This window comes from Streptomyces sp. 150FB (assembly GCF_000818195.1).
Taxonomy (GTDB): Bacteria; Actinomycetota; Actinomycetes; order Streptomycetales; family Streptomycetaceae; genus Streptomyces.
On the sequence record NZ_JTHL01000001.1, the window covers coordinates 392,283 to 397,216 of the forward strand.

Annotated in this window: 6 protein-coding genes; 3 read left to right on the forward strand and 3 right to left on the reverse strand. The window is 72.0% G+C overall.

Annotation, left to right across the window (positions count from 1 at the left end):
• The 3 genes from QR77_RS48070 to QR77_RS01535 form a co-directional block, all read left to right on the forward strand.
• A partial coding sequence (locus QR77_RS48070; protein WP_040019305.1) for a (2Fe-2S)-binding protein occupies positions 1-349 on the forward strand: 349 nt, incomplete at its 5' end.
• A 52-nt stretch (positions 350-401) separates the two neighbouring features.
• The gene (locus QR77_RS01530; protein WP_040019306.1) at positions 402-1,367 is read left to right on the forward strand and encodes a dihydrodipicolinate synthase family protein; all 966 of its coding nucleotides are present in this window, start codon (positions 402-404) and stop codon (positions 1,365-1,367) included.
• Positions 1,367-2,368: a proline racemase family protein gene (locus QR77_RS01535; protein WP_040019307.1), complete on the forward strand. Its 1,002-nt coding sequence runs from the start codon at positions 1,367-1,369 to the stop codon at positions 2,366-2,368. The genes QR77_RS01530 and QR77_RS01535 overlap by 1 nt, the downstream gene beginning before the upstream one ends.
• A 54-nt stretch (positions 2,369-2,422) precedes the next feature.
• Here the strand turns inward: QR77_RS01535 and QR77_RS01540 are convergent, their stop codons facing one another.
• From QR77_RS01540 to QR77_RS01550, 3 genes are all read right to left on the reverse strand, one after another.
• On the reverse strand, positions 2,423-2,902 hold the full coding sequence (locus QR77_RS01540) for a hypothetical protein (RefSeq protein ID WP_040019308.1): 480 nt from the start codon (positions 2,900-2,902) through the stop codon (positions 2,423-2,425).
• A gap of 100 nt (positions 2,903-3,002) precedes the next feature.
• Positions 3,003-4,301, reverse strand: coding sequence for an alpha/beta fold hydrolase (locus QR77_RS01545; RefSeq protein ID WP_040019309.1), 1,299 nt, complete (start codon positions 4,299-4,301; stop codon positions 3,003-3,005).
• A gap of 7 nt (positions 4,302-4,308) precedes the next feature.
• A partial coding sequence (locus tag QR77_RS01550; protein WP_173476260.1) for a gamma-glutamyltransferase occupies positions 4,309-4,934 on the reverse strand: 626 nt, incomplete at its 5' end.

Sequence of the window (4,934 nt, forward strand, 5' to 3'; positions counted from 1 at the left end):
CCAGGCCCGGCCCGACACGGTCATCTGCCGCTGCGAGGAGACGGATTACGCGTCGGTGCGCCGCGCGGCCGAGGACCCGGCGGGCACGGAGGCGCGGGTGGCGAAGCTCGCGACCCGGGCCGGTCTCGGCCCCTGCCAGGGCCGGGTGTGCGGGCCCACCGTCGCCGAGCTGCGCGAGCGACCGGCCGGCGCGGCCACGCAGCCGCCCGACCCGCACCCATCCACCACGCAGCCGCCCGATCCGCAACCGGGATCGCACCACCGGCCGGTCACCGAGCCGATCACACTCGGCGAACTGGCCGGCCCGCCCGAGCCGGAACGTCCCGGACCCTCCCCGCGCACCCCTTAGACCCCACGAACGCCCCAGCAGACTCGAACTCCCTTGCAGAGGAGAGCAGTTCATGAGCCCCAGCACACAGCGGACCGGCACACTCACCGGCGTAGTGGTGGCCACCGCCCTGCCGTACCGCGAGGACCCGGTGGCGCCCGCCGGACTGGCCGTCGACTACGACCGCTACGCCGAGCACTGCCGCTGGCTGGTCGACAACGGCTGCGACGGGGTGGGTCCCAACGGCTCACTGGGCGAGTACTCGTCCCTCACCGACGACGAGCGCCGCACCGTCGCCCGTACGGCGGTCGAGGCCGTCGCCGGCCGCGGCAAGGTGATCGTCGGGGTGCACGGGGTGGGGTCGCACCAGGCCGTGCGCTGGGCGGAGGCGGCGGCCGAGGACGGCGCCGACGGAGTGCTGTGCCTGCCACCCACGATGTACCGCGCCAACCCCGGTGAGGTGGTGGCGCACTTCGAGGCAGTGGCCGCCGTCGGACTGCCCGTCATGGTCTACAACAACCCCCTGGACACCAAGGTCGACCTGACCCCCGGTCTCCTCGCCGAGATCGCCAGGATCGACAACGTACAGGCCGTGAAGGAGTTCTCCGGCGACGTGCGCCGGGTGCTGGAGATCAAGGAGAGCGCCCCCGGCCTCGACATCATCAGCGGCGCCGACGATGTGGCCCTGGAGAGCATGCTGATGGGCGCGACGGGCTGGTTCGCCGGCTTCCCGAACGTCTTCCCCGCCGAGTCCGCCCGGCTGTTCCGGCTCGCCACCACCGGCCGGCTCGAGGAGGCACGGGCGCTGTACGGACCGCTGGTCGCCGCGTTCCGCTGGGACTCCCGTACGGAGTTCGTCCAGGCCATCAAGCTCGGCATGGAGATGGTCGGCAGGTACGGCGGCCCCTGCCGCCCGCCGCGCGGCCCGCTGATCCCCGCCCACCGGGCGCAGGTCACCGCCGACATGGAGAAGGCCATCGCCTCCCTGGAGGCCGCCGCGGTGAACGCCGGGGTCGCCGCGGCGGGACCGGCCGCCTGATGCGCAGCGTCCGTACGATCAGCGCCGTCGACTCGCACACCGAGGGCATGCCCACCCGGGTGGTCACCGGCGGCGTCGGGCCGATCCCCGGCGCCACCATGGCGGAACGCCGTGCGTACGCCATCGAGCACCTGGACCCGCTGCGCCGGTTCCTGGTCGACGAGCCGCGCGGGCACTCCGCGATGAGCGGCGCGATCCTCCAGCCGCCGACCCGGCCCGACGCCGACTGGGGTGTGCTCTACATCGAGGTCAGCGGTTTCCTCCCGATGTGCGGGCACGGCACGATCGGGGTGGCGACCGTCCTGGTCGAGACAGGCATGGTCACGGTGACCGAGCCGGAGACCCTCGTACGCCTGGACACCCCGGCGGGCCTGGTGGAGGCGCGGGTGGCCGTACGCGACGGGGTCGCCGAGCACGTCACGCTGAGCAATGTGGACGCCTTCGCACTCGAACTCGACGCGAAGGTGTCCGTCCCCGGGCTCGGTGAGGTCACGTACGACATGGCGTACGGCGGCAACTTCTACGCGATCGTCGACCTGGCCTCGATCGGGCTGCCCTTCGAGCGGTCGCGCAAGGAGGAGATCCTCGCGGCCGGACTGGCGATCTCGCGCGCCGTGAACGAGCTCAACCCGCCGCGGCACCCGGCAGATCCGCTGATCCGCGGCTGCAAGCATGTGCAGTTCCTGGCGCCGGGTTCGGACGCGAGGCACTCCCGTAACGCGATGGCGATCCAGCCGGGTTGGTTCGACCGCTCGCCGTGCGGGACGGGCACCTGCGCGCGGATGGCTCAGCTCCACGCGCGCGGGGAACTGCCGCTGGACACGGAGTTCGTCAACGAGTCCTTCATCGGCACCCGCTTCACCGGGCGCCTGGTCGCCACCAGCGAGGTGGCGGGCCTGCCCGCCGTCGTGCCGGAGTTCTCCGGGCGGGCGTGGATCACCGGGACGGCCAACTACCTGCTGGACCCGGCCGATCCGTTCCCGAACGGATTCGTCCTCTGAGAGCGTTCACCGGAACACCGGCCACCGGAAGGCCAGTCGCTCAGGGGAGGTTGCTCAGGACAGGCCTTCCGTGCGGCGCGGCCACCCGCCGACGGCGGCGGTGATCCCGCCGCCCAGCAGGACAAGACCAATGGTCAGCGCCAGCCAGTGATGGACGGCAAGGTCCAGCACGCTCTGGTTCAGGGCACCCGCCGGCTGCGCCGTATCGAGGTCCGCCGGGTCGCGGACGACGGTCGTGGCGACCCGGTCGCCGGCCTCACGCCGTCCTGACGGCACATAGAGCGAGCCGTCGATCTTCTTCTCCGCGACGGAGACGGGGCGCCCGGGGGCGCTGTCGAACTCCAGCCACACCGCCGTGGTGTCACAACTCAGGCCCCGCCCCTCGGAGCAGCGCACCGTGAGCCGGGCGTGGGCCGGAACCCGCACACCGTGCTCGCGCAGCGAGGCCAACTCCGCCCGGCCGCGCCGCAGTCCGTCGATCTGGGACGTCAGCAGCAGGGTCCCCACCAGCGCGGCCACCAGGGCGGTGAGCACAGGCACCCACCGTCGCGCCGAACCACTCACCGCGAGATCCCCCGCGACGTCCCCCGCCTGTCGGCGGGCCGGCGGGGGGCCGCCCGGTCCGGTTCCGGCGCTACCACTCCCCCGCTTCCTTGAGCGTGCCGGTCAGCCGCGCGAAGACCTGACCGTCCTCCGCGAGGCCGTCGTGCTCGTACTCGTTGGTCACCCAGGTGCGCAGACGTCCGACCGCGGCCGCCGTGTCGAGCTGAAGGCCCGAGTCGACATACATGTCGTCGAAGTACACCGCGGCTGCCACCGGTACGTCGTTGGCGGCGAGCCGCTCCGGGTCGTACAGCTCCGGCCATTCCTCGCGCGCCGCGAGGAGTTCGACGGCGGCCCTGAACGGGCGCAGCGACCTGATCTCCTCGAACATCCACGGATACATCATCTCACCGGTGAACAGCAGCGGCCTGGCGTCCTCCGCGAACTCCGGTCGCAGCGACCGCTCGTGCTCCGCGGCCCATGCCGTCGGCCCGCCCGCTCCGCTCGCGTAGATGGATTCCTGCATGACGGCGAAGAGGGGGTTGGAGGTGAACGCCGTGCGGCCGCGCACCTCGTCGAGGAAGGTGTCGGTGAGCCGCTCGCCCGAGGCGTCGGCGAACGCCTCGTCGAAGAGCCAGTGCATCCGCTCGTATCCGGGCTTCATGCCGAAGTCCAGGCCGAGTGTCTGGAGGCGCCGCACGCTGAGCGCGTCGCCGTCCGGCAGTGTCACGTCCCCGGCGTCGAGCAGATCGGCGACACGGGCCACGGTGGCGGTGTCGTCCGGGTAGCGGCTCCTGAAGATGCGATTCTTCTCGGCGGTCCTCGGATACGTACGCCGGTACACCTCCGCCGCGTCCGGTGTGACGGACGCCAGTCCGCCCGTGACGAGACAGGCTTTCAGCCCCTGTGGCGCGCGGGAGAGATACGTCAGGGTGAGGAACCCGCCGTAGCTCTGCCCGAGTGTGGACCAGGGCCTCCCGCCGAAGACGGTCTCGCGCAGGTGTTCGGCGTCGGCGACGATGGAGTCGGCGCGGAAGTGGCAGAGGAAGTCGGCCGCTTCCCGCGCGGTGGCGAACGACTCCATCACATGTCCGTCGACGGGGCTGCTGCGCCCGGTGCCGCGCTGGTCGAGCAGGATCACCCGGTGGTCCTGGAGCGCCTGGTCGATCCAGCCGCCGGCTGTTCTGCCGACGGGCCGGGGCGCTTTGCCGCCGGGGCCTCCCTGGAGGTAGACCAGGCACGGCAGGTCGTCGGAGCGGCGGCCAGGATCGACCAGTTCCCTCGCGAACACCTCTATGGCCGGGCCGTGTTCGTCCGACCAGTCCAGTGGGACGGCGACCCGGTGGTCGGTGACATGGATGCCCGGCAGTGTGTAGGCGGCGACGATCATGCGCGCTTCACCGCCCCACCGCGTAGCCCTGCGCGCCGCGCGGGTTGGCGGCGGCCTTCAGCCAGCCGTCCTCGCGCGCGACGGCGCTGACATGCCCGAGCGACCAGCTCTCGCCCGTCTCGGTGCGGTGTCCGCGCCCGCGCAGCTCGGCGACGACGGCCGGGTCGAAGCGGTCCTCCAGCAGCAGGTGGCCGGGGTGGATGTCGCGCGGGTAGAACGAGTTGGGCACGTGGGTGGTGTGGAACTCCGGTGCGTCGATGGCCTCTTGAAGGTTCATGCCGCCGTGCACGACGTTGAGGAAGAAGTGCAGTGACCACTGGTCCTGGAAGTCGCCGCCCGGTGTGCCGAAGGCCAGCCAGGGCTTGCCGTCGCGCAGCGCCATGGACGGTGTGAGGGTCGTACGCGGACGGGCGCCCGGCCGCAGCGAGTTGGGCAGCCCCTGCTCGACCCAGAACATCTGGCCACGGGTGCTGAGGCAGAACCCGAGCCCGGGGATGGTCGGGGAGGACTGGAGCCAGCCGCCGCTGGGGGTCGCCGAGATCATCATGCCGCTGCTGTCGGCGACATCGAGGTGGCAGGTGTCGCCACGGGTCTCGCCCGTCGGTGCGACGGTGGGCTCCCCGGCGCCGGAGC